Source organism: Microtetraspora niveoalba, from assembly GCF_001570405.1.
Classification (GTDB): Bacteria; Actinomycetota; Actinomycetes; order Streptosporangiales; family Streptosporangiaceae; genus Microtetraspora; species Microtetraspora niveoalba.
Map to the genome: position 1 here is coordinate 239,746 of NZ_BBYM01000004.1, position 22,899 is coordinate 262,644.

The 22,899-nt window shown below is 71.9% G+C and carries 25 protein-coding genes; 15 read left to right on the plus strand and 10 right to left on the minus strand.

All coding sequences use genetic code 11. The features are described 5' to 3' along the window. Nucleotides 1-5: 5 nt before the first annotated feature. Nucleotides 6-734, minus strand: a complete 729-nt coding sequence (locus tag AWQ70_RS04065) for an urease subunit gamma (protein ID WP_373282302.1) — start codon at nt 732-734, stop codon at nt 6-8. A gap of 396 nt (nt 735-1,130) precedes the next feature. Between AWQ70_RS04065 and AWQ70_RS04070 the strand changes: the two genes are divergently transcribed. Continuing rightward, a complete protein-coding gene (locus AWQ70_RS04070; protein WP_067170384.1) occupies nt 1,131-1,355 on the plus strand; it encodes a hypothetical protein in 225 nt (74 codons plus the stop codon). 340 nt (nt 1,356-1,695) lie between these two features. Here the strand turns inward: AWQ70_RS04070 and AWQ70_RS04075 are convergent, their stop codons facing one another. Both AWQ70_RS04075 and AWQ70_RS04080 read right to left on the minus strand, forming a co-directional pair. After that, nucleotides 1,696-2,190: a hemerythrin domain-containing protein gene (locus AWQ70_RS04075; protein WP_245646733.1), complete on the minus strand. Its 495-nt coding sequence runs from the start codon at nt 2,188-2,190 to the stop codon at nt 1,696-1,698. Between the two features lie 228 nt (nt 2,191-2,418). After that, nucleotides 2,419-3,003, minus strand: a complete 585-nt coding sequence (locus AWQ70_RS04080) for a DinB family protein (protein ID WP_067170391.1) — start codon at nt 3,001-3,003, stop codon at nt 2,419-2,421. Between the two features lie 434 nt (nt 3,004-3,437). Between AWQ70_RS04080 and AWQ70_RS04085 the strand changes: the two genes are divergently transcribed. The 6 genes from AWQ70_RS04085 to AWQ70_RS04110 all read left to right on the plus strand — a co-directional run bounded on the left by AWQ70_RS04085 (nt 3,438) and on the right by AWQ70_RS04110 (nt 8,581). Continuing rightward, nucleotides 3,438-4,283, plus strand: a complete 846-nt coding sequence (locus AWQ70_RS04085; RefSeq protein WP_067170396.1) for a class I SAM-dependent methyltransferase — start codon at nt 3,438-3,440, stop codon at nt 4,281-4,283. Between the two features lie 206 nt (nt 4,284-4,489). Continuing rightward, nucleotides 4,490-4,903, plus strand: a complete 414-nt coding sequence (locus AWQ70_RS04090) for a TOBE domain-containing protein (protein WP_067170399.1) — start codon at nt 4,490-4,492, stop codon at nt 4,901-4,903. A 14-nt stretch (nt 4,904-4,917) separates the two neighbouring features. Beyond that, nucleotides 4,918-5,718: a molybdate ABC transporter substrate-binding protein gene (gene modA, locus AWQ70_RS04095; RefSeq protein ID WP_373282303.1), complete on the plus strand. Its 801-nt coding sequence runs from the start codon at nt 4,918-4,920 to the stop codon at nt 5,716-5,718. A gap of 6 nt (nt 5,719-5,724) precedes the next feature. Continuing rightward, entirely contained in the window at nt 5,725-6,588 is an 864-nt protein-coding gene (locus AWQ70_RS04100; RefSeq protein ID WP_157529872.1) for an ABC transporter permease, read from the plus strand. Next, complete coding sequence (locus AWQ70_RS04105; RefSeq protein WP_373282304.1) at nt 6,570-7,616, plus strand: ABC transporter ATP-binding protein; 1,047 nt, start codon at nt 6,570-6,572, stop codon at nt 7,614-7,616. Before AWQ70_RS04100 ends, AWQ70_RS04105 begins: the two co-directional genes overlap by 19 nt. Then, entirely contained in the window at nt 7,613-8,581 is a 969-nt protein-coding gene (locus AWQ70_RS04110; RefSeq protein ID WP_084516499.1) for an outer membrane protein assembly factor BamB family protein, read from the plus strand. Before AWQ70_RS04105 ends, AWQ70_RS04110 begins: the two co-directional genes overlap by 4 nt. A gap of 13 nt (nt 8,582-8,594) precedes the next feature. Here the strand turns inward: AWQ70_RS04110 and AWQ70_RS04115 are convergent, their stop codons facing one another. Continuing rightward, entirely contained in the window at nt 8,595-9,185 is a 591-nt protein-coding gene (locus tag AWQ70_RS04115; RefSeq protein WP_067170405.1) for a TetR/AcrR family transcriptional regulator, read from the minus strand. Nucleotides 9,186-9,304: 119 nt separating this feature from the next. Between AWQ70_RS04115 and AWQ70_RS04120 the strand changes: the two genes are divergently transcribed. Beyond that, entirely contained in the window at nt 9,305-10,603 is a 1,299-nt protein-coding gene (locus AWQ70_RS04120) for a multidrug effflux MFS transporter (RefSeq protein WP_218004403.1), read from the plus strand. A 30-nt stretch (nt 10,604-10,633) separates the two neighbouring features. Here AWQ70_RS04120 and AWQ70_RS04125 read toward each other — a convergent pair whose 3' ends face one another. Genes AWQ70_RS04125 through sigJ form a run of 4 tightly spaced genes read right to left on the minus strand, consistent with a single transcriptional unit; the run spans nt 10,634 to nt 14,892 of the window. Next, on the minus strand, nt 10,634-12,280 hold the full coding sequence (locus AWQ70_RS04125) for an ABC transporter permease (RefSeq protein WP_218004404.1): 1,647 nt from the start codon (nt 12,278-12,280) through the stop codon (nt 10,634-10,636). Continuing rightward, complete coding sequence (locus AWQ70_RS04130) at nt 12,280-13,224, minus strand: ABC transporter ATP-binding protein (protein ID WP_067170412.1); 945 nt, start codon at nt 13,222-13,224, stop codon at nt 12,280-12,282. The genes AWQ70_RS04125 and AWQ70_RS04130 overlap by 1 nt, the downstream gene beginning before the upstream one ends. Nucleotides 13,225-13,262: 38 nt before the next feature. Beyond that, entirely contained in the window at nt 13,263-13,940 is a 678-nt protein-coding gene (locus AWQ70_RS04135; protein ID WP_067170722.1) for a TetR/AcrR family transcriptional regulator, read from the minus strand. 22 nt (nt 13,941-13,962) lie between these two features. Beyond that, nucleotides 13,963-14,892 carry an RNA polymerase sigma factor SigJ gene (gene sigJ, locus AWQ70_RS04140; RefSeq protein WP_067170415.1) on the minus strand — a complete coding sequence of 310 codons (930 nt, stop codon included), beginning with the start codon at nt 14,890-14,892 and terminating at the stop codon, nt 13,963-13,965. 171 nt (nt 14,893-15,063) lie between these two features. Here sigJ and AWQ70_RS04145 point away from each other — a divergent pair, with 171 nt between their 5' ends. Both AWQ70_RS04145 and AWQ70_RS04150 read left to right on the plus strand, forming a co-directional pair. Continuing rightward, the gene (locus tag AWQ70_RS04145) at nt 15,064-16,209 is read left to right on the plus strand and encodes an amidohydrolase family protein (RefSeq protein ID WP_067170417.1); all 1,146 of its coding nucleotides are present in this window, start codon (nt 15,064-15,066) and stop codon (nt 16,207-16,209) included. Between the two features lie 243 nt (nt 16,210-16,452). After that, on the plus strand, nt 16,453-17,157 hold the full coding sequence (locus tag AWQ70_RS04150; RefSeq protein WP_067170420.1) for a GNAT family N-acetyltransferase: 705 nt from the start codon (nt 16,453-16,455) through the stop codon (nt 17,155-17,157). A 79-nt stretch (nt 17,158-17,236) separates the two neighbouring features. On the opposite strand, the gene AWQ70_RS04155 is transcribed toward AWQ70_RS04150, so the two are convergent. Together AWQ70_RS04155 and AWQ70_RS04160 are read right to left on the minus strand one after the other, a co-directional pair. Then, a complete protein-coding gene (locus AWQ70_RS04155; RefSeq protein WP_067170423.1) occupies nt 17,237-18,379 on the minus strand; it encodes a serine hydrolase domain-containing protein in 1,143 nt (380 codons plus the stop codon). A 150-nt stretch (nt 18,380-18,529) separates the two neighbouring features. Continuing rightward, the gene (locus tag AWQ70_RS04160) at nt 18,530-19,024 is read right to left on the minus strand and encodes an FBP domain-containing protein (RefSeq protein ID WP_067170426.1); all 495 of its coding nucleotides are present in this window, start codon (nt 19,022-19,024) and stop codon (nt 18,530-18,532) included. 69 nt (nt 19,025-19,093) lie between these two features. Between AWQ70_RS04160 and AWQ70_RS04165 the strand changes: the two genes are divergently transcribed. The 5 genes from AWQ70_RS04165 (at nt 19,094) to AWQ70_RS04185 (ending at nt 22,899) form a co-directional block, all read left to right on the plus strand. Continuing rightward, complete coding sequence (locus AWQ70_RS04165; RefSeq protein ID WP_067170430.1) at nt 19,094-19,669, plus strand: TetR/AcrR family transcriptional regulator; 576 nt, start codon at nt 19,094-19,096, stop codon at nt 19,667-19,669. Nucleotides 19,670-19,824: 155 nt separating this feature from the next. Then, on the plus strand, nt 19,825-20,391 hold the full coding sequence (locus AWQ70_RS04170) for a TetR/AcrR family transcriptional regulator (protein ID WP_067170726.1): 567 nt from the start codon (nt 19,825-19,827) through the stop codon (nt 20,389-20,391). A 27-nt stretch (nt 20,392-20,418) separates the two neighbouring features. Continuing rightward, nucleotides 20,419-21,174 (plus strand): cupin domain-containing protein, encoded by a 756-nt coding sequence (locus AWQ70_RS04175; RefSeq protein ID WP_067170433.1) that lies wholly within the window; start codon nt 20,419-20,421, stop codon nt 21,172-21,174. A gap of 286 nt (nt 21,175-21,460) precedes the next feature. Continuing rightward, nucleotides 21,461-22,420: a helix-turn-helix transcriptional regulator gene (locus AWQ70_RS04180; RefSeq protein ID WP_067170437.1), complete on the plus strand. Its 960-nt coding sequence runs from the start codon at nt 21,461-21,463 to the stop codon at nt 22,418-22,420. Between the two features lie 104 nt (nt 22,421-22,524). Then, nucleotides 22,525-22,899 carry a helix-turn-helix domain-containing protein gene (locus AWQ70_RS04185; protein WP_084516500.1) on the plus strand — a complete coding sequence of 125 codons (375 nt, stop codon included), beginning with the start codon at nt 22,525-22,527 and terminating at the stop codon, nt 22,897-22,899.

The window sequence follows — 22,899 nt, forward strand, 5'->3', positions numbered from 1 at the left end:
CGGACTCATCCATCGAGCTGCCCCCCGACCTCGCCGCGCAGGCCGGCGACGACGCGCCTGCCCTCGATGGGCACGAGCGTCACCGTGCGGGTGCATCGGGGCTCGAACCGGATGGAACTGCCGGCGGGAATGTGCAGGCGCTTGCCATAGGCGGCGGCGCGGTCGAAGTCGAGGCGGGGATTGGCCTCGTAGAAGTGATAGTGGGAGCCCACCTGGATGGGACGGTCATCACCGTTGGTCACCGTCACCATCGTGATCTCACGGCCCTCGTTGAAGGCCACCTGCCCGGCACCCTCCGGGTGGTCGATCTTCCCCGGATGAACCAGCACCTCCGCCGCGGGTTCTGCTTCCGCCTTCTTTTCGGCTTCGGCGAAGGGGTCGCGGATGGTGACCAGCTTGGTGCCGTCGCAGAACGTCGCCTCGATCTGAATGTCGGAGATCATCTCCGGGACGCCCGCCATGACATCGTCACGGGAGAGGATCTTCTCTTCGGCGGACATGAGCTCATGGACGGATCTGCCGTCCCGGGCCGCCTCCAGCACGTGCGCCGTGATCAGCGCGACCGCCTCCGGATAGTTGAGGAGAACCCCCCGCTCCTTGCGCTTGCGGGCCACGTCCGCGGCCACATGGATCATCAGGCGTTCCTGTTCATGCGGAGTCAGGTGCACCCCGCCACCTCGCCTTCGCTCTGCCCCGCAGGTCGTCCCCCGGAGGCCACCAACGGTACGGATCACCTGACATGACCGGCCTCGGTCCGGTCACCGTCGCTCGCGGTCGAGGGACGATGCCCCGGCCTGCGCGCCCGGACCGGGCGTCCTGGGAGTGCAGGTGATCATCACCCTGTGTTGCGCACCGAAAGTAACGCGATGAACACACGCTGTGATATGGCGCGGTGGTGAGGAGTGCGTTGCCCGTGACACAGAATTGGCCTTACCTGTGGCACCGGCGGCCGGCCGTACACCTTCGGTCCCCGGACAGCGTCGCGACGCGGTACTCGCACTCCGAGTCGCCGTGATCGCTTTCTGGGATCGCTTCAGATGCGAGAAAAATTTCCAGTCGGCTTGTCGATTTCGTGGCTCGCCGTTCGTCTTACTGCGCGACCAACACCTGGTAGCAACGAGGAGGAACCGATGAAGTACGTCATGCTGATCTTTCGGGGCACCGCGCTTGAGGGACAGGCCGCGTTGTCCGAGGAGGAGCAGAAGCAGATCTACGCCGACTACCGAGCGATCAATCAGACGCCAGGGGTGACCCCCGGGGTGCCGATGGGTCTGCCCGAGAACGCGACCACCGTGCGGGTCGAAGGCTGCACCCTCGGCGGCCTTGGCACATGTACGGCCAGCTCACCCGCCTGACCGGCTCACCCGTCGTGGAGCTCAACCGCGCCATCGCGATCGCCGAGACCCCGAAGGCCCCGAGGTCGGCCTGCGCATCGTCGACCAACTCGGTCTCGACGACTTCCGCTACCTGCACTCGACCAGGGCCGAACTCTTGCGACGTCTCGGGCGCACCGACGAGGCGCGTGACGCCTATCGACGTGCGAGACAACTCACCGACGACGGCGCCGAACGGCGCTTCCTCGAACGCCGGCTCACGGAACTGGCAGGCAGGACAGGCCCGGGTTAGTCGTTGGAGCATGTGTCCCGAGTGGTGTTGGAGCGTCGGGTTCCGTGTCGGGTCGGGCCCGGAGGCTGGTCAGTCCTCGGCGTCGTCGGTGAGCAGGAACGCGGGTGTCGAACGATCCCAGCCTGGTACGTTCAGCGCGTTGAGCGCCGAGACGATGCGCTTCTCCTCGTAGACGAAGTGCGTCTCCATCAGCGCGGCGAGGCTGTCCACTTCGCGCCGGACTTCGGCGGGGTCGGTCTCCTGGTCCAGTTCGGCGACAAGCACCTCGAGCCGTCGCAGGGAGTCGTCCACCAGCCGGTGGTCGCGGCGCAACTCCTCCAGCACCGGGCGCAGTTCGGGGAACCGCTCGGCGACTTGGGGGAACGCGCCGTCGTCCTCGCCGGTGTGATGCCGGGTCAGCGCCGAGCAGAAGGTCAGGCAGTGGGTCCGCAGTTCCCGGAGGCGGGCGCCGCCGGCAAAATAGGCGTCGACGCCTTCACGCAGCTCTGCCAGCTCCTCGCGGAGCCAGAGGTGTACTTCGATCAACTGGTTGCCGAACGCCAGCAGGCGATCGTCGGATTTCACCAAGGGTCGTTTCCGTGGTTTCGGCGCCTCCATGCCCTCGACGGTCTCTTTGCCGGGTGCACCGCGACGCTGGCAAGCGTTTTACCAACCGCGCAGAAGGTCTGTCAAAAGACATCAGCACCGGGCACATGCGGCGCGGCGTGAGGAGCCCTGGGTCACGTCATGTTGCGCCGATCGCGCAGGATGTCGACGCCATCGCCGTCAAGTTCATCGCGATACACCGAGCGGTTACACCCCCCGTTGAGTGCGGCCGTCCCACTGCCATTCCGTACGCCGGGGCAGTCCGGGGAGCGGGATGCGGCCCGTACACCACAGCAGGGTGGCGGACGGATCATGCCCGGACGGCGCGTCGGGGAAGAGCCGGTCGAGGACGGCGGCGCTGGGGTCACCGGGCGGTGTCCAGGAGAGGCCGAGGGTACGGGTCATGTCGTAGGTGGGGACGGCCAGTTCGGTGATGCCCATCGCGGCGAAGCCCGCCGCGTCGGAGTGGCCCCAGGGGTGCCAGGCGCGGACGTCCGCGGCCGTGTCCCGGACCGTGGCGCCGAGGAGGGAGGCGGCGATGCCGATCCCTTCCAGGCACGCGGGGACGGGGGCGTGGGCGTCGAGTGAGGCGAAAAGGGTGATGTAGCGGTCGCGGGGCCGGGCGATGAGCGGGCCCGCGTAGCCGACCAGGCCGAGGGCGAGGTGGTCGAGGGTCTGGCGACAGGTCCAGTCGAGGCCGCCGGCCGGGCGTGACCAGTCCTGGTCGGCTCCTTTGAGGAGGACGGCCAGGCACTCGTCGGCGACGGCCGACAGCAGGTCCGGCCATGACACGACCGCGCCGGGAGACTCTGGGGCAGGCGGAAGGTGGGAGGCGGTCAGGTGGGGGTGTCGCCGGGCGACTACCGCCGGGCGTTCCCCGACGTCACCGGACCGGGCCGGAGCTGACCGCGCTGAGGGAAGGCGTCGGCCGAACCACCGGGTGTGCCGCTCCGAAACTCCTCACGTGGGGCTTGAACTCCCAGACGATCCACAACGCCCCCGGCCGCGGCTCCGATGTGTCTCACGTCCGTTCGAGCGACCAGCGGCGGTCCGTCTCCGGTCACGTCCGCACCCCCAGTAATCGCTGGATGGTGACTGATCGTCTGCGCTAACGTCGGTGCCCGCCGCGGCGGTGGCGTATGCGCGGCGGCCCCCACAGGCCGGGTCTCTCCCGCGACGGGCTCCGATCCGCCGGCGACTTCACCGACTCGCGAAGTGGGATCGACATGCCTGACGGATGGCAGTGGGACAACACCCTGTTCAAAGGAAGCGCGGCCTATTACGAGCGCGGGCGGCTGCCGTACGCTCCGGGCTTCGCCGAGACACTGGCCGCGGCCCTGAACCTGGACGGACGGGGCCGTCTCCTCGATGTCGGCTGCGGACCGGGCGTCGTGACGCTCGCCATGGCCCGGTTCTTCGCCGAGGCGGTCGGCCTCGATCCGGATGAGGACATGCGGGCCGAGGCCGGGCGACAGGCCGAGCGTCGCGGGGTGACCAACGCGCGCTGGGTGGCCGGTCTCGCCGAGGACCTGCCGGCCGGTCTGGGTGAGTTCCGGGTCGTGGTGTTCGCCCAGTCCTTCCACTGGACGGATCGGGATCGTGTCGCGGCCACCGTGCGGGAGATGCTGGAGCCGGGAGGCGCGTTCGTCCACATGAGCGACCTCAAGCATCCGCCCGCCGACCCGGTGCCGCCGCCGCTGACGGCTCCCCCGTACGCGCAGATCGGCGATCTGGTGCGCCGGTACCTGGGCCCGGTGCGCCGCGCGGGGCAGGGAGTGCTCGTCAACGGCACCCCGGGCCGGGAGGACCTCGTTCTGGCACGGGCCGGGTTCGAGAACGTCGAACGGCATGTCGTGCCGGCCGGGGAAGTGGTCCACCGCACCGCGGACGACATCGTGGCGTGGGCGTTCTCCCGGTCCGACTCCGCCCCTCACCTGTTCGGCGACAGGCTGGAGGCCTTCGAACGGGACCTGCGCGCGGTGCTGCGGCGAGCGTCACCCGGCAACCGCTTCGCGGAGCGCCTTACGGCGACCGAGATCATGATCTGTCGCAAGCCGCCCGGTGAGCGGTGACGGCGACGTCGGTCGGGCGGGGTCGTGGTCGACGACTGAGGCCTCGCCGAGGCGGATGGTGCCGTGGCGGGCGGCGGCGGGGGAACGGGAGTCGCCGAGGCGCTCCATGGTCTCGTGGATGCCATGACGTGTCGCTGAATCGGGCCGCTGGTGCGATGGAAGACGGCTATTCAAGCTGGAATGTGCGGAAGGTATGGTGAGGGTTTGTGACGACGTTTGGGATCAGCGAGGCCGCGGCGCTGCTCGGGGTCAGCTCCGACACCGTCCGACGGTGGGTGGACGCGGGCCGGCTGAGAGCCGAGCGGGACGAGCACGGCCACCGGCGGGTCGACGGAGCCGACCTGGCCGCGTTCGCTCGCTCGCAGGTCGAGGAGGCCGACGACGGCGGCCGCTCCTCGGCGCGTAACCGCTTTCGCGGGATCGTGACCGAGGTGATCCGCGACGCGGTGATGGCGCAGGTGGAGATCGCCGCCGGCCCGTTTCGCGTGGTGTCCCTGATGAGCCGCCAGGCCGCGGACGAGCTGGGCCTGGAGGCGGGAGTGGTGGCGGTCGCCGTGATCAAGTCCACCAACGTCGTCGTGGAGATTCCCGGTCACGACCGCGTGGCCGGTCAGGTGTGAGGAGCCCCCCTTTGGTGTTCAGGCGTCTTTCCCGATGGGCGATCGCCCTGCCCGTAGCGCTCGCGCTGGCGGGCCTGTCCGGTTGCGGCTCCGGCCGACCGGCCACGTCCTCCGCTTCGGCCCCGGCTTCCGCCGCCGGCGGGGCCGAGGAGGTCACGGTGTTCGCGGCGGCATCGCTGACCGGGACGTTCACCGAGCTCGGCAAGACCTTCGAAGCCGCGCATCCGGGTACCACGGTGAAGTTCAACTTCGGTTCCAGCGCCACGCTGGCCCAGCAGATCACCCAGGGGGCGCCGGCGGATGTGTTCGCAGCGGCGAGCCCGGCCACGATGAAGACCGTCACCGACGCGTCGCTGGCCGGCTCCCCCACCACGTTCGTGCGCAACAAGCTGCAGATCGCCCTCCCCAAGGACAATCCGGCCAAGGTGGACGAGCTGAAGGACCTGGCCGACCCCAAGGTGAAGGTGGCGTTGTGCGCCGAGCAGGTTCCTTGTGGGGCCGCGGCGGTCAAGGCGCTGGACGCGGCCGGGCTCAAGATCACCCCGGTCACCCTGGAGCAGGACGTCAAAGCCACGCTGACCAAGGTCGAGCTGGGCGAGGTGGACGCGGCGCTGGTCTACACGACCGACGTGATCGCCTCAGGAGGCAAGGTGACCGGGATCGCGTTCCCGGAGGCGGACCAGGCGATCAATGACTATCCGATCGCCACGCTCGCCAAGGCGCCGGCCGGCGACCTGGCCCGGCAGTTCGTCGACCTGGTGCTGTCGCCGCAGGGCAGGGACGTGCTGACCAAGGCCGGCTTCGAGGCTCCCTGATCGCTGATGAGCTCTTCCGTACCGGAGCAGGTCGACCTGCCGGGGCCGCCGCGCGGGTCCGGCGGGCGGCCCGCCGCGAGCCGCGAGGTCTCCGGGCGGCCGCCGTGGATGCTGGTGCTGCCCGCCGTCGTGGGTCTGGCCTTCCTCGTGCTGCCGCTGGCGGGGCTGCTGATCCGCGCCCCCTGGTCCACGCTGCCGCAGCGACTGGCCGAGCCGCAGGTGCTGGAGGCGTTGCGGCTGTCGCTGGTGTGCGCCACCGTCGCCACCGCCGTGTGCCTGCTGCTCGGAGTGCCGCTGGCCTGGCTGCTGGCCCGGGTGTCGTTTCCCGGGCGGCGGCTGGTCCGGGCCCTGGTCACCGTTCCGCTGGTGCTGCCGCCGGTGGTGGGCGGTGTCGCGCTGCTGCTGGTGCTGGGGCGGCGCGGGCTGGTCGGGCAGTGGCTGGAGGCCACCTTCGGCGTCACGCTGCCGTTCACTACGATGGGGGTGATCGTCGCCGAGGCGTTCGTCGCGATGCCGTTCCTGGTGATCAGCGTGGAGGGCGCGCTGCGCGGCGCGGACCAGCGTTTCGAGGAGGCCGCGGCCACGCTCGGCGCCTCGCGGTGGACCGTCTTCCGGCGGGTGACGCTGCCGCTCATCATGCCGGGCGTGGCGGCCGGCGCGGTCCTGTGCTGGGCGCGGGCCCTGGGAGAGTTCGGCGCGACGATCACGTTCGCGGGGAACTTCCCCGGCACCACCCGCACCATGCCGCTGGCGGTCTACCTGGCCCTGGAGACCGACCCGGAGGCGGCCATCGTGCTCAGCCTGGTGCTGCTCGCCGTTTCAGTGATCATCCTGGCCAGCCTGCGCGACCGATGGGCGAACACGCCATGACCCTGCACGCCCGCCTGGTCGTCACCCGGCCCGCCTTCACCCTCGACGTCACCCTCGAGGTCGCCCCCGGCGAGGTGGTCGCGCTGCTCGGCCCCAACGGCGCGGGCAAGACCACCGCGCTGCGCGCCCTGGCAGGCTTGACCGCGTTGTCGCAGGGCGAGATCGTCCTCGACGGCCGTCCGCTGCACACGCTGCCCGCCGAGAGCCGCCCGATCGGCATGGTCTTCCAGGACTACCTGCTCTTCCCGCACCTGACGGCACTGGACAACGTCGCCTTCGGCCCGCGCTGCCAGGGCGTCGCCAAGGCCGAGGCCCGCCGCGCCGCGGCCACCCTGCTGGAACGCGTCGGCCTCGCCGACCGCGCCACCGCCAAGCCGCGTCATCTCTCCGGCGGGCAGGCCCAACGGGTCGCCCTGGCGCGGGCCCTGGCCGTGCGGCCCGAGCTGCTGCTGCTCGACGAGCCGCTGGCCGCCCTCGACGCCCACACCCGCCTGGAGATCCGCTCCCAGTTGCGCCGCCACCTGGCGGACTTCGACGGGGCCACCGTCCTGGTCACCCACGACCCCCTCGACGCCATGGTGCTGGCCGACCGGCTGATCGTCATCGAGAACGGCGCCGTCGTCCAGCAGGGAACCCCGGCCGAGGTCGCCCGCCGTCCCCGCACCGACTACGTCGCCCGCCTCGTCGGGCTCAACCTTTATCGCGGCGTGGCCGACGGGGCCAGGGTCAAGGTCGGCGAACTGCTGCTGCACACCTCCGAACAGCTCGACGACGCCGCGTTCGTCGCCTTCCCGCCCGCCGCCGTGGCGCTGTACCGGACCCGCCCCGACGGCAGCCCGCGCAACCTGTGGCAGGCCCGCATCGACGGCATCGAACGGCACGGCGACAACGTCCGCGTGCACCTCGACGGCCCCATCACCGCGTTCGCCGACATCACTCCCGCCGCCGTCGCCGACCTCGACCTGACCCCCGGCCAGCGGATCTGGGCCTCGGTCAAGGCCACCGAGACCCACGCCTATCCCGCATGAACGAGCCCGCGCCGCAGGGCCGCCACGACCGCAACGCCATCTGTCTGGGCGGGCCCTGCCATGGCCTGCTCACCCACGTCGACCAGGACGTCGGCATCCTGACCGTCCCCGTGCCGCGCCGCTCGCCGGATGAGCCCGAGTGGCGCGCCGGCTACCGCATCACCGGCGAACGGTGCGCTACTCGGGGCATGCCACCCCGTACATCGCCCTGCACTGGGCCGACCCGCACGCCCCCTCCTGCTCCTGCGGGCCCCCGGCTCCACGTCGGTGACCCGGCCGACGTGCTCGTTGTCCGGCGCCGACCGTGGCGGCGCCCGGAGGCCGGGCAGGTGCTGTTCGGCTGGCAGGAGGAGGACGCGGTGTACGCCGCGACCGCCGGCCGCACCGTCCACCGCCTGGCAAAGAGCGACGGCCGCGTCGAGGCGGTGTACAGGTGCGACGGGCCCGTGTACTCCTGCGCGACCTCACTGGAGGGCCGCTACGTCTTCGCCGGTGACAGCCACTCCTCGGTGTACTGCTTCGCCGCGTCCGGGGAGCGGTTGTGGAAGCTCGGCACCGGCTGCGGGTCGGCCTTCTCCATGCAGTTCCTCGACGACCGCCTCTACATCGTCACCACCGACGGCTCCCTGGCCTGCATCGACGCGAGCGAGACGGCGATCGCCGCGGCGCGCGCGGGCACGGTGCCCGAGCCCGTCGACGTGAAGGCCGCCGCGTCGCTGCCGGTGGTCGAGCCGTCCGTCGTGCTGGAGACGGTCAGCCACGCCGGCGACGGCGTGGTCGTGGAGTGCGTACGCGAAGGCGAGCGGCTGCGCGTACGCGTGGCGAGCCCCGGCTACGAGACGTGGAACGTGCAGTTCCCCAAGGACATCCGCGAGGCCGGCGCCCGCTATCTGGTCGAGGACGTGCGTTCGTCCGGCCGGGGCGGCTTCTACCGCACGTACGGCGAGATCAGGCGGCTTCTCTAGGCTCGCGGCGGGCTCAGCGGGCGATGCGCCGCATGAGCCGGTCCACATAGGAGCGGTGCTCGGGGACGAGTGCGCCGGCGGGGAACATCAGGCAGGTGACGTTGGCGCCGACGGTCATCGCGATGATCTCTCCGGCGAGCTCGGTGACGGCGGGGGCGTCGGCGGCTTCGCCCCTGCCCCGGGCCGCGGCGATCCGCGCGGCCAACTGGCCGCGCCAGGTCTCCAGGTGCTCGCGGTACAGCGTCGCGAGCTCCTCGTTCGCCGCCGAGTGCTCCCACAGGGCCAGCAGCACACGCGCGGAGGCGATGCGGTACTCGTCGAGCGGCAACGCCGCCTCGACGTAGTGGCGCAGCTCCTCCGCCGGGCCGAGCGCCGGGCCGCGCTCGCCGGCCCGCTCGTTCATCTCCGCGAGCACGCTCTGGAATGTGGCGGCGACGATGCTGTCCTTGTTGGGGAAGTAGTGCTTCAGCGCGCCGTTGGCGAAGCCCGCGGCGGCGACGATGCTCCGCATGGTCGCCGCCTCGAAGCCCCCCTCGACGATGAGCTTCTTCGCGACCTCGACGATCTCTTTCCGCCGCTGACCGTGGTCGATGATCTTTGGCATGGTGGCCCCATGTTATCCGGGCGCGGGCGCCTGCACCCTTTTAAGTCGACATCTGTAGACTAACGCGCTGTCGAGCCGCGGCTCGCCCCGCCGTTCCGTCCCCTACTCAGGAGCAGCAGGTGTCCCCCACCCCCGTCCCCCATGACCCGCAGCTCGAGCCCGGCCGGGCCGCCATGCGGGCCGCGGTGCGCGGCGCGCGCGTGATGAGCGCCCGCCGCGCCGCGTTCGTGCTGGGGTCCCTCGAGGTGTTCGGGCCGCTGTCGATGGACCTCTACATGCCGCTGCTGCCCCAGCTCGCCGACGACCTGCACACCAGCGACAGCCTCGCCCAGACCTCGATGTCGGTCTGCATGCTGGGGCTGGCGCTGGGCCAGCTCGTCATGGGCCCCCTCAGCGACCGGTTGGGCAGGCGGCGGCCGGTGCTCGCCGGCGTGGCCCTCTTCGCCGTGCTGTCGCTGCTGTGCGCGGTCGCGCCGACCATCGAGGTCCTGCTCGCGGCGCGCTTCCTCCAGGGCGTCACCGGGTCGGCGGGCGTCGTCATCGCGCTCGCCGCCGCCCGGGACATGGCCGAGGGCGTCGAGCTTGCACGCCTGCTCACCCTTCTCGGGCTCGTCGGCGCGCTCGCCCCGATCCTGGCGCCGGTCGCCGGCGGCCAGCTCGCCGCCGTGCTGGACTGGCGCGGTGTCTTCGTCGTGCTCGCCGGCATCGGCGTCGCCCTGTTCCTCGTCGCGCTCACCCTGCTGCGGGAGACGCTGCCGCCGCCGTCACGGCACGCCGGCGGGGTACGGGCGACCGCCCGCCGGTTCCGCGGGGTCCTGCGCGAACGCCTCTTCGTCGCCTACCTGCTGGTGAACACGTGCGTGGGCGCCGCGTTCTTCGCCTACCTGGCGTCGATCAGCTTCGTGCTGCAGGGCTCCTACCACCTCACCCCGCAGGCGTTCAGCGCGGTCTTCGCGGCGAACTCGGTCGTCCTGATGCTCGGCTCGCTGCTCAACCGCGCGCTCGTGCGACGCGCGGGCACCGTGCGCATGTACGCGGCGGGCACGACCGCGACCGCGCTCGCCTCCGTCGCCCTCCTGTGCGCCGTCGTCGCCGGGCTCGGCCTGGCCGTCCTGCTCGGCGTGCTCGCGCTGCTGCTGCTCTGCTACGGGGTCATCGCTCCGAACAGCTCGGCGCTCGCCCTCGCCGACCACGGCGAGCGAGCCGGCACGGCGGCGGCCCTGCTCGGCACCTCGTCCTTCGCCGTCGGCCCCGTCATCGCGCCGGTCGTCTCGCTGGGCGGCGCGGGGGCGCTGCCGATGGCGACGACCATGGCCGTCGCCACCGTCGCGGCGGGCGCGCTCGTCTGGACCGCCGTGCTGCCCCGGCTTCGCCGGTCCCGGCAGCGGGCCGGTTCCGCCGGAGCGGTGCGGATCTGAACGCGTACCCGCGGGGGCGGGCCGGAGCCGTCAGGTGCAGATGATGTCGCGCCGGCGGAACGCGGCCAGCGCCGCACCGGCGACCAGGACGGCCAGTGCCGTCAGCGCCAGCGTCGCCGGTACGGAGACGTCCTCCAGCGGATACTCGCCGATGTGCTCGAAGGGCGAGAGGTTCACCGCGGAGTCGGGAATGTGCAGGATCGGGGCGAAGAAGCCGACGATCATGCCGTACACGACGATCAGCCACACCAGGGGAAGCGCCCTCGGCAACGCGCCGTAGAGGAGTGCGGCGACGGCCAGCACGAGCCAGACCGCCGGCGTGTGCGCGACGTGGCCGGCGACCAGCTCGCCGAGCAGTCCGGCGTCCCCCGTGCTGAGCGCCGCGCCGACGCCCATCGCGAGGCCGGCGACGAACAGCAGCCACAGGACGCCCAGCGCGGTGACGGCCAGGTTGGCGGCCAGCCATCCGGTGCGGCCGACCGCCGTCGCGAGCACCGGCTCCGTCCTGCCCTCGGTCTCCTCGGCGCGCAGGCCCTGCAGGGACAGCACGGCGAACACCGCCACGGTGAACGCCATCATGAGCCCCATCAGGCCGAGGAACCCGGCGAGCATGTCCTCCTCGCCGCCCATGACGGCCAGCAACTCCTTCGGAGCGTCGGCGAACCCGTCGATCACCGGCTGGGTGAACAGGCCGTACGAGAGCCCCGCGACCAGCAGCGCGAGGCTCCATCCGATCAGTTGGGCGCGCTGGAGCCGGAACGCCAGCGCGGCTCCGCTGCGCAGCCACGGAGCGGCCGTGGCCGGGCCGGGCCGCGGCGGGACCAGGCCCGCGGCGAGGTCGCGCCGCGCCGACAGCAGGTACCCGAGCGCGGCCGTGACCGCGGCGAACGCCACCGACAGGCCCAGCGGCCACCACCGGTCGAGCACGTACGCGGCGGTCTGCTGGGACCAGCCGATCGGCGACAACCAGGACAGCCAACTGCCGTGGGTGGCGGCCATGTCGCCGATGCCGCGGAGCACGAACGCGGCTCCGAGCACCGCACCGGCCAGCCCGGAGGCCGCGCGCGGATACTCGAAGAGTTGCGCGCTGATCGCGGTCACCCCGGCGAAGGCCAGGCCCGCGGCGCCGACGGCCGCGCCGAACAGCAGCGAACCGGCCCCGTCGAAGCCCGATCCGCTCATGAGCCCCGCGATCAGGAGCGCGACCAGCGCGTTCATCAGCGTGGTCAGCGTCAGCGCGGCGGTGAGCTGGGCGTGCCGCCCGACGACGCCGGCGCGTACCAGCTCGGCCCTGCCGGACCGCTCCTCCGCCCGGGTGTGGCGGGTCACGGTGAGCACGCTCATCAGGCCGGCGCCGACCAGGATGTACAGGCCGTACTGCCCGGCGAGGAACCGTTCGATCGTCAGCGCGTCGTAGCCGTAGCCCGGGCCGCCGAACAGCGCGCCGATCGGGCTCCCGGAGAAGCCCGCCATCCCCCGCAGGTCCTCGGGGGTGGCGAGCACGGTTCGCAGCGCGGTGACGAAGTACGCCATGAGCAGGGCGATCCCGAGCGTCCAGGCGGGCAGCCGGACGCGGTCGCGGCGGAGCATGAACCGAAGCAGCGTCCCCGTGCCCGTCAGGGCGCCGCCGCGCCGGGCCCCGGCCGGGGCAGAGGGCCGGCTCATCGTCAGCGTCATCACGCCACCTCGCCGTTGCCGTTGGCGCGGGCCAGCTCGTCGCCGTAGTGGCGCAGCAGGAGCTGCTCCAGGGTGGGCGGGTTGGCCGTGAGGCTGTGCACATCGAGTTCGCCCAGACGGCGCATGACCGCGGGCAGGTGTTCGCCGTCGACCTCGAAGCGGACCTGTACACCGTCGGCGCGTACGTCGTGCACCCCGGGCAGCGCCGCCAGCTCCCCGGCCGGCCGGTCGGTGACGGCGGCGACCGAGGTGCGGGTCAGGTGGCGCAGGTCGGTGAGAGTGCCGGACTCGACGATGCGCCCCTTGCGCACGATGGAGATCCGGTCGGCGAGCGCCTCGACCTGCGCCAGGATGTGGCTGGACAGCAGCACCGTGCGTCCGGCGGCCTTCGCCTCGCGGATGCAGGTCTGGAACACCGCCTCCATGAGCGGGTCGAGCCCGGCGGTCGGTTCGTCGAGGAGCAGCAGTTCCACGTCGCTGGCCAGCGCCGCGATGAGCGCCACCTTCTGCCTGTTGCCCTTGGAGTAGGTGCGGCCCTTCTTCGTCGGGTCGAGGTCGAAGCGCTCGCACAGCTCGTCGCGGCGGGCGGGGTCGGCGCCGCCGCGCAGCCGGGCCAGCAGGTCGATGGCCTGGCCGCCGGTGAGGTTGGGCCACAGCTCGACGTCGCCGGGGACGTACGCCAGGCGGCGATGCAGGGCGACGGCGTCGGCCCACGGGTCACCGCCGAGCACGGCGGCCCGGCCCGAGTCCGCGCGCAGCAGCCCGAGCAGGATGCGGATGGTGGTGGACTTGCCCGCGCCGTTCGGGCCGAGGAAGCCGTGCACCTCGCCGCGCGCCACCTGGAGGTCGAGACCGTCCAGCGCGGTGACGGAGCCGTAGTTCTTGCGGAGGTCGCTGATGTCGATCGCGGGCACGCTCGCGCCCGCCACGGGGGATGTGGTCATGACTGCTCTCTTGGTCCTGGTTGGAGGGGGATGGTTCGTCAGCCCGTACGGCCGCCGGCCCCTTCCGGCGGATCGCCGACGTAGAGCAGGTAGGTGTCGAGCATCGCCCGATCGGTGAGAAAGCCCTGGGTGAACAGCTCCAGGGCCGGCAGCGCCAGCTTGTCGAGGTACGTGGAGAGCAGCGCGGAGAGATCCTGCGGATCTTCCGGGCGGTTCATCGCCAGCTCCAGCATGAGCGCCCCCAGCGAGGCCTCCGCGAGGTAGCGGGCCCGGGCCTCCTCGTCCCGGCTGGGTTTGATGACCCCCGCCTCGACACCCTCGGCGATGTACCGCACGGCGTCGGCGACGACGTGTTCGACGAACCGCCTGGCGGTGTCTCCCCCGGCCTGGAGGCTGCGCACCACGTAGGCGACGAGCGGCGCGTACTCCTCGACCTTGGCGAGCTGCGCCAGGAGCACCCCGGGTCCGCCCGGGGCGGCGATGACCTCGCTCTTGGACGTGCGGATGACGGCGAAGACGTGCTCGTCGCACTCCGCGCGCAGCCGTTCCTTGGAGCCGAAGTGGTGGATCACGAGCGCGGCGCTGACGCCGGCGTCGGCCGCGATCGAGCGCAGGGAGGCGCCGAAGCCCTCGCGCGCGAACCGTGCGATCGCCGCGTCCCGGAGGCGGGCGCGGCCGGAAAGGTCGGTGCCTGACTCGGCACCCGATGTTGACACGACCCTCACGCTAAACACGCGTTCAGTCCGTGTCAATCCCCCGCGGGGCCCGGGGGAGCTTGTCGGGATTGGTGACCGAGTAGATGCCCGCGATCCGGTCGCCGTCGGGTGCGAGATCGACGATGACCACGGCGATCGGGCTGTCTCCGGAGAAGACCAGCGCGCACGGGTCGCCGGCGACGCGCCGGTAGCGGATGTCCAGTCCGCCCGCGGGCAGCGTCGCGGCGACCGCCATGAACAGCGCGGCCACCCGGTCGCGGCCGTGCACGGGCCGCAGACTCGTGGCGGGGCCCTTGCCTCCGCCGTCGGTCCACAGGGTCACGTCCGGTGCCAGCAGCTCCAGCAGGGCCCGCAGGTCGCCGCCGAGAGCGGCCGCCGCGAACCGCTCGGTGACCTGGGAGTGCACGTCGGGCGCGGGCCGGTGACGGGGACGGCGCGCCTGGACGTGACGGCGCGCGCGGGCCGCGAGCTGGCGGACCGCCACCGGGGAGCGGCCGAGGATGTCGGCGATCTCCGGATGGCCGAAGCCGAACACCTCATGCAGGACGAACACCGCCCGCTCCAGCGGTGACAGGGTCTCCAGCACCACCAGCACCGCCATCGACAGCGCTTCGGCGCGTTCGGCGGAGCCGGCGACGTCGTCCTCGGTGGCGACCAGCGGCTCCGGCAACCACGGGCCGACATAGGTCTCCTGGCGACGGGTGACCTCCGCGCGGCGGGCGAGCGCCTGGTTCACCGCGATCCGCACCAGGTAGGCCCGGGCGTTCTCGACCGGCGCGGCGTCCGGCGTCCGGTGCCGGGCGGACCAGGCCAGCCAGACCTCCTGCAGCGCGTCCTCGGTGTCGGAGAGGCTGCCGAGCATGTTGTAGATCACTGAGAACAGCAGCTCTCGATGGCCGAGAAACTGCTCGGTGACGGCCTCGCTGTTCGCGTGCGGTGAAGCCGGTGTCATGGCGTTCCCTCCTCTGTCTCCCGCGACCGCAGAGCCCCGTCGCCCGGCGAGTGTGACATGAACGCCCGGATTGTGATCCATGTCATGACCGCCCGCTGCGGTGTCACACTCCGCGGTCGGCATCCCTCTGTGGTGGCGTCCGAGGATTCACGACTCGCAAGGAGATGTTCGATGCGTACTTTGATCCGCGATGTCAGGGTGTTCGACGGCGAGCGCACCATCGCGCCGGCCGACGTGGTGCTGGAGGACGATCGGATCGAGTCGGTCGGCGCCGACACAGATCACGGGGCGGACGTCGAGGTCGACGGGGCCGGTCGCACGCTCCTTCCCGGGTTGATCGACGCGCACACGCATGTCTTCGACGGCAGCCTGGCCGAGGCCCTGCGCCACGGGGTCACGACCGAGCTGGACATGTTCTGCCTGCCGCAGATGTTGCCGCGGCAGCGGCGTCTGGCCGCCGAGAACGACGACGTGGCGGATCTGCGGAGCGCGGGCACCCTGGCCACCGCGCCCGGCGGGCACCCGACGCAGTTGCTCGCGGCCCTGTCCGGCACCGTCCTGGACGGCGTCGACGCGACGGCGATCGACTTCGTCTCCGATCCGGCGCAAGTGCCGGCTTTCGTGGCGGCCAGGCTGGCCGAGGGAGCCGACTACCTGAAGATCGTCATCGATGACGGCGCGGTGCACGGCGCCGACCTCCCCGTGATGACGCCGGAGATCGCGGCCGCCCTCGCCGCGGCGGCGCACGAGGCGGGGCTGCGGGTGATCGCCCATGCGATCACCGCCGCCGAAGCGACGATCGCGCTCGACGCCGGCGTGGACGGCCTGGCCCACGTGTGGACCGACCTCGCACCGGACGACCCGGCCTCGCAGCGGCTGGCCGAGCGGATCCGCGCCCAGGAGGTCTTCGTGGTCACCACGCTCGCCTACTTCGAGGCGATCACCGCCCAGAGCGTCCAGACGGCCGACTGCGCCCGGCCCGGCAGTTCCGCCAACGCCGTCGGCGCGCTGCGGGCCCTGCGGCGCGCCGGCGTGCCTCTGCTCGCCGGGACAGACGCCACCCCGTTCGTGCCCGCCCACGGTGCCGGCATGCACCGCGAACTGCACCTTCTCACCGAGGCCGGGCTCAGCCCGCAGGAGGCGCTCGCCGCGGCGACCGAACTCCCCGCGCGCCACTTCGGCCTGTCCGACCGCGGCCGGATCGCCCCCGGCCTCCGCGCCGACCTGGTGCTGGTCGAAGGCGACCCCACCCGGGACATCGCCGCCGTCGCCGCCATCGTCGACGTCTGGCGACGCGGGGTCAGGCAGTCCCGCTGACCACCTCCCGCATCCGCCTGGGGGTGACTTCCCTGCCCGCCGCCTGTCGCCGGGGTTCGACCTGCGCCGTCGCCGGGAGGGGCGGCGGCCAGGAGAGCCTCGTGCCCCTGAGCCCCGGTGCCGGTGGCGGCCTGCCACTGGGCGGCTCCCCGAGCTGCCGTTGCGGAGCCGAGGACACGCCGGCGTCGAGTAGTTTCGTCCGGGTCGACCGACTTCCATGGACGAGACGAGAGGTAGGGCACGATGGTGAACCGCGACGTCGTCGCACTCGACGACCCGGTGGGTGAGTCGCTTCGCGGTCTTCACGCGCATCTCGCCCGCCGGCTCGGCCGGACCGCCACCTATCTGCCGGGAGTCGCGACCTTCGCCGCCGTATCCGCCGACCCGGATGCGGCGGAGTGGGCCGACCTCGCCCGGCTCCTCGGTCGAGGCGAGCTCGCCGACATGTTCAGCCGTCCGGCGACCCCGCCGCCGGACTGGGAGCCGGTCTTCGTCCTCGAAGGCCGCCAGATGATCTGGCCCGACAGCGGCCGACCCGGCCATCCGCATGCCGAGACCGACACCGGCGTGGTCGAACTGGAGGCGGACAGCGTGCCCGAGATGCTCGACCTCGTCGCGCGGGCCCAACCGGGGCCGTTCTGGCCGCGCACCCACGAACTCGGCACCTATCTCGGCATCCGTGACAACGGCACGTTGGTGGCGATGGCGGGCGAACGGCTCCGGCCTCCGGGATGGACCGAGATCAGCGCCGTCTGCACCGCCCCCGAGGCGCGCGGGCGAGGCCACGCCGCCCGCCTGGTCAGTGCTCTCGTCGCGCGCATCGTGTCTCGGAACGAACGTCCCTTCCTGCACGTGGCCGAGGCGAACACCGGCGCGATCGCCCTCTACGAGCGGCTCGGCTTCGAGGCCCGGAAGCACGTGACCTTTCGCGGCTTCCGTACCCCGTGAGCAGCCTCAGGCGCGCGCATCGTGGGCACTCTCCTGCCGGCTGCCGTCAAGGACGGAGCCGGATGGGCCGTGGCACGGCTCACCCGTCGGCCAGGCATTCGCGTACAGCCGTGATCAGGCGGGTGGCGCGGGCGTCGCCGTGACCGATCATGCGGTTGGCGACGTACGCGAAGCCCACGCCGTACTCGTCGTCGCCGAAGGCGAACTGTCCGCCCGCTCCGTCGTTGCCGAAGCTGCGCTCCCCCAGCATCGGCCGGAAGGCCGAGTCGAGCAGGAAGCCCGAGCCCCAGCGCGCCCCGGCGTCGAAGCCCAGCCATCCCTTGCCGGAGGAGACCTCGCGGACCGCGTCCGTCACAGTGTCCGATGTGAGCAGCCGTCCCCGGCCTCCGATGCCGGTCACGGCCGCCGCGTACAGCCCGGCGAGGCCGCTCGCGGACGCCGTGGCGCCCGCTCCGGGCAGCTCCATGCCGAGCAACGCCGGATCGTTCCAGCCGTGCGGCTCGTCGAGGCCGGGAAAGACCAGCGCGCCGTTCATCGTCACGATGCGGGTGAGCAGGTGTTCGGGGCCGGGCATCGGCGGCCGCCCTTCGGCCTCGACGAGCCGGGCACGCTCATCCGCCTCCTCGGAGGGCAGGCCGATCCAGGCCCGCAGCCCCAGCGGCTCTCCCACGGCACGACGGAAGTACGCGCCCGGGGTGAGCCCGGTGATGCGCCGGACGACCTCACCGATGAGGAACCCGAAGACGTGGCCGTGGTACTCGTACGCCGTGTCCGGCTCCCACAGCGGTTCCTGCTCCTCGATGGCGCGGACCACCGGTGTCCAGGCGGCGATCTCCTCGAAGCCGAGCACCCGGTCGAGGGCGGGGAGCCCCGCCCGGTGTCCGAGGACCATGCGGCACGTGACGGCCTCCTTGCCGTGCCGCGCGAACTCGGGCCAGTACCGGCCCACCGGGGCGTCGAGGTCGAGGCGTCCCTCCTGCGCGAGGAGGTGGGCGCAGATGCCGACGATGCCCTTGGCGCAGGAGAAGACCGGTACGACCGTTTCCTCCGTCCACGGCCGGCCGGTGCGTCCGTCCGCGACGCCGCCCCACAGGTCCACGACCTTGCGTCCGCCGACGAACACGGTGACGGCCGCGCCGAGCTCACCGTGTTCGGCGAAGTTCCGCGAGAAGGCGTCCGCGACTGCTCCGAACCGTTCGTCGGCCCATCCGCTGCGGTTCACGGTGATCTTCTTTCTCTGGATGTGTCATGGATGGTTTCGGCGGATGCCTGTGCGGAACGCGCGCGGGCCCCGGGTCCCGGTGAGCCGCTCGCCGGGTCTCGGGTGTCGCGGTTCCCAGCGGGTGCACCGGCCGGTCGAGGCGGTTCCGATTCACGCCAGGACCTTGTCCAGGAACGCCGACAGCTTGGCCCTGGTGCGGTCGATCTGCTCCTCCACCGTCAGGGACTCCTCGAGCCGTCCGCCCAGGTCGGGGATCTTCCTGCCGCGCACGTACAGGGAGCAGGCGAGGTCGGCGCACACGTATACGCCGACCGAGTTGTTGTCCCGCCCGGCCTGCCCCGCTCGCCGGGCGGTCATCAGCGCGACGCCGTTGCCGGGGTGCGTGGTCAGGCACAGGGAGCACATGCCGCGGTGGAGACGCCCGCGCTGCTGGGCGACCGCGCGGAGCGCCACCCCGACGGCCTCGCCGCCGCGCTCGGTGACGACGTAGCCGCGGTCGGGCGCGCCCGGGTCGCGCCAGCCCAGGAAGTCCAGGTCGTCCCAGGGCTGCTCGGCCAGGTCCCGCGGAAGCGCCAGCCGCTTGGCCTCCCCTCGCGAGCAGTTGACGAACGACGTGCGAATGTCCTGTTCGCTCATTGCTTTCATGGCGCGGAACGCTACAATTCCTAGGACTCTTATGCAACTGCCTATTACCTCTAGGAAGCGAGGCGGCGGATGGCTCGGGCGGGACTGACAGCCGAGCGTGTGACGGAGGCGGCCGCGGAACTGGCGGACGCCGTGGGGTTCGAGAACATCACCGTGTCCGCGCTGGCGCGGAGGTTCGGGGTCAAGGACGCGAGCCTGTACGCGCACGTCAGGAATCTTCAGGATCTGCGCGAACGGGTCGCGCTGCTGGCCGCGGGAGAGTTGGCCGACCGCATCGGCGCCGCGGTCGCGGGCCGGGCCGGCAAGGACGCCATGGTGGCGTTCGCCAACGCCTACCGGGACTACGCGCTGGCGCACCCCGGCCGCTACGCGGCGACCCAGGCGGTCAAGCTGCCCCCCGAGGTCCTCGCCGCCTCCACCGCCTACATCCGCACCATCGAGCTGACCCACGCGATGCTGCGCGCGTACGGGCTGGTCGAGCCGGACCTGACCGACGCCGGCCGCCTGCTGCGCAGCGCCTTCCACGGCTACATCACGCTGGAGGGCAACGGCGGATTCAACCATTCCCGCGAGGTGCGGAGGTCCTGGGAGCGGGGCCTCGACGGCCTCCATCTCCTGCTCGAGAACTGGCCCGCGGACGCATAGCCCCCACCTGGCAGACGGCTCCGGTCATCGGCGAGCCCCCGGCCACGCCGGGTCGGCCGCACACCGCCTTCGAGGTGTGCCGGCATCCGCAGCACGAGGTCGAGTCGCGGGCGAGAGGCCTTGGCGCTGTACCTACTGGTATGTACATTCATCGGGTGAACACAAGGGAACGGCTCGTCGAGAGCGCTCGTGCGCTGCTGTGGGAACGCGGCTACGTCGGCACCAGCCCGAAAACCATCCAGCAGCGAGCGGACGCCGGCCAAGGCAGCATGTACCACCACTTCTCCGGCAAAGAAGACCTCGCGCACGCCGCCATCCGCCGCACTGCGGACGAACTGCGCGCCGCCGCCGACGCCCAACTGTCCGCCCCTGGCACGGCCGTCGAGCGCATCACCGCGTACCTGTGCCGGGAACGCGACATCTTGCGGGGCTGTCCCATCGGCCGGCTCACCCAGGACCCCGACGTCATGGCCACGCCCGCTCTTCGGGCACCCGTCGAGGAGACCTTCGCCTGGTTGCGCGCCCGCCTGGCCGCGGTGGTGCGGGAGGGACTGGACCGCGGAGAACTGGAATCCACCGTGGACCCTGCGTCCACCGCGGCCGCGATCGTCGCCGCCCTCCAGGGCGGATACGTCCTTGCCCGCGCCGCGGACACCACGGAACCCTTCGACCAGGCGGTCGCAGGCATCCTCGCGCTACTCGGCGCGCGCACCGTCCACTGACCACGGCCGAAGGAAGACCACGACACCATGCGCATAGCCCGCAGGCCCACCACCAGCGTCGCCGCTCCGTCCCAGTGGATCACTGGCGACGCCTGGATCGAGCCGGTCGCCGAACTCGGCGGAGCGTCCCGGAGTCAGATCGACAGCGTCCGCTTCGCCCCCGGCGGCCGCACCGTGTGGCACCGCCACCCACTCGGACAGGTGCTCGTCGTCACCGAGGGCACCGGGCGTGTACAACGGTGCGGCGGGCCCGTCGAGACGATTCACGCGGGCGACACCGTGCACATCGCACCCGGTGAATGGCACTGGCATGGCGCCGCCCCCACCGTTCCCGTGACCCACCTGGCCATCGAGCCGATCCCGGAGGACGGCGCCGTTGCCGAGGCCGGCGCCCCGGTCACCGACAACGAATACCACCGCGACGACCACGTTGCCGGCGCTGAGGCGATCCCGCCGGTCACCCGCTCGGTGCTGCTCGACCAGCTCCTGTCGGCGCCGCAGGACACACACCGGGTCGAGGTCCGGCGCATCGTCATCGCGCCCGGCCATGCGGGCGGGTTGCATGTGCACAACGGCCCGGTGTTCGGCAGCATCGAGACCGGTTCGGCGGTCTATCAGATCGAAGGCGAAGCGGCGTCCGTACTCGGTCCCGGAGACGTGTTCTACGAGCCCAAGGCAGTCCGTATCGCGCGTTTCGACGCCCAGGACGAAGGCGTGACGTTTCTCGGGTACTTCCTGCTCTCCGCCGACGAGACACCGGAGATCGAGTTTCCCGACCTCTGAGGACGGCCCTGCGTGGTGGGGGCGACTGTGAGAACGGCGTCATGGGCCCCCGAACGGGGTTGCTCTTGGCCGGTCGCGGTTCTGCGCGCCGCGTGGAGTTCTCGCAAACGCCGCATCGGCAAGCTCAAGCAGCGGTCTGGCGTCATCCCGGGCAGGAGGTCAGCGTCGCCAGATGGGCGTCACGTTCAGCGGCCATCTCCTCGGCGGGAGAAAACACCCGGTCCTCGATCTACGGACGGTCGCCTTTAGGAGGGATACGTTCCTAAAGGTGCGGCATTCTGGAGGCATGCTGGAAACCTCGGCGCGCCTGCTCCGCCTCCTGGCCCTCCTGCAGACGCCGCGTGACTGGACGGGATCCGAACTCGCCGAACGGCTCGGCGTCAGCGGCCGCACGGTCCGCGCGGACGTCGAGCGGCTGCGCTCGCTCGGCTATCCCGTCCTGGCCACGCGCGGGTCCGTGGGCGGCTTCCGTCTCGGCGCGGGCGCGTCCCTGCCGCCGCTGCTGCTGGACGACGACGAGGCCGTCGCGGTGGCCGTCGGGCTGCGCACCGCCACCGGCGGGGCCATCGCCGGGAACGAGGAGGCATCGCTGCGCGCGCTGGCCAAGCTGGAGCAGGTCATGCCGGCGCGGCTGCGCCGCCGGATCAACACCCTGCAGACCTACACGGTGCCGGTGCCGAGCCACCGTCCCGGCCCGTCCGTGGATCCGGACGTCCTGACGACCCTCGCCGCCGCCTGCCGGGCCCGCGAACGGCTCCGCTTCGACTACAGGACCCACGCGGGCGATCCCGCCCGCCGCGAGGTCGAGCCGTACCGCCTGGTCAACTGGGGGCGGCGCTGGTACCTGCTGGCCTGGGACCTGGAGCGCTCCGACTGGCGCACGTTCCGTGTGGACCGGCTCACCCCCCGCGTTCCGACCGGCCCCCGCTTCACACCCCGCGACCTCCCGGACGAGGACGTGGCCGCCTACGTCTCGGGGCGCGTCTCCGCCGCCGCCTGGCGCTATCGGGCACGCGTCACCGTCCGCGCGCCCGCGGAGGCGGTCGCCGAGCGGATCAACCCCGCGGTCGGCACCGTGGAACCCGTCGACGCGCACAGTTGCGTGCTGCACACCGGCGCGGACTCTGTCGAGACCCTCGCCGTCTACCTGGGCATGCTGGACGCCGACTTCCACGTCACCGAACCGCCCGAACTCGTCGCCCACCTGCGCGCTCTCGCCGCCCGCTACGCCGGCGCCACCTCCTGACGGCGCCGGCGTCCGGGCCGGTCCGGTGAGACTCGGGACCCGCCCTCGCTCACCTGTGCGCGAACACCCGCCTTCCGGGCGGGCGGACGTGCCAGACTCCGGGCATGGCAGTCTCGGGCCGATCCGTCATCGACATCCGAACCCACCGCACGGGCAGGGAGCGCGGCTCCGAGGTCCCCGACGGCCCCGATCCGTTGCTGCGCGCGGTCTACGGGGAGATCCTCCGCGACGAGCGGCTGGACCAGGACCGCACGCTGGAGGACGTGGCGCGCACGGTCGGCATGTCCAAGCAGTATCTGTCCGAGGTCGAGCGCGGCCGCAAGGAGCCGTCCTCGGAGATGCTGCGGTCGGTGTGCGACGCGCTCGGGCTGCCGATCGAGCACCTGCTCACCCGCGCCGTCCGGCGGATCGAGGTGACCCGCCGGATCGCGCCGCGCCGGCCTGCCGGTACGCCGCGGGTGGAGCTGCTCGCGGCCTGA